The organism is Paraburkholderia sp. SIMBA_027, assembly GCF_046535315.1.
GTDB lineage: Bacteria > Pseudomonadota > Gammaproteobacteria > Burkholderiales > Burkholderiaceae > Paraburkholderia > Paraburkholderia tropica.
Window position 1 is genome coordinate 1 of the sequence record NZ_JAWRWY010000907.1, and the last position, 261, is coordinate 261.

Annotated in this window: 1 pseudogene; it reads right to left on the minus strand. The window is 61.3% G+C overall.

What is annotated here, in order from left to right:
- Window positions 1-43: 43 nt before the first annotated feature.
- Window positions 44-261: pseudogene (locus SB764_RS41720) on the minus strand (hypothetical protein); the annotation flags it as partial.

Sequence of the window (261 nt, forward strand, 5' to 3'; positions counted from 1 at the left end):
GGATGCCGGATCTAGTCCGGCAGGACGACAGAGGTGTTTATCATCATTCCAAAGGACGATACGCATTCTTCTCCGGCCACGGCCAGCCTTCAAGCACCGCCATATCCGGCCGGAATATCTCCACCTTCAGGGGATAGCACGGGACCGCATCGCTGGAATGGCTGGAACCGCAATCGCCGCCCGGGCAGGCTGAGAGCGCGCCGATGAGATCGATTTCCGCGAAAAGTTCCAGATAGTCGCCCGGCCGCACGGGGCTCGCCT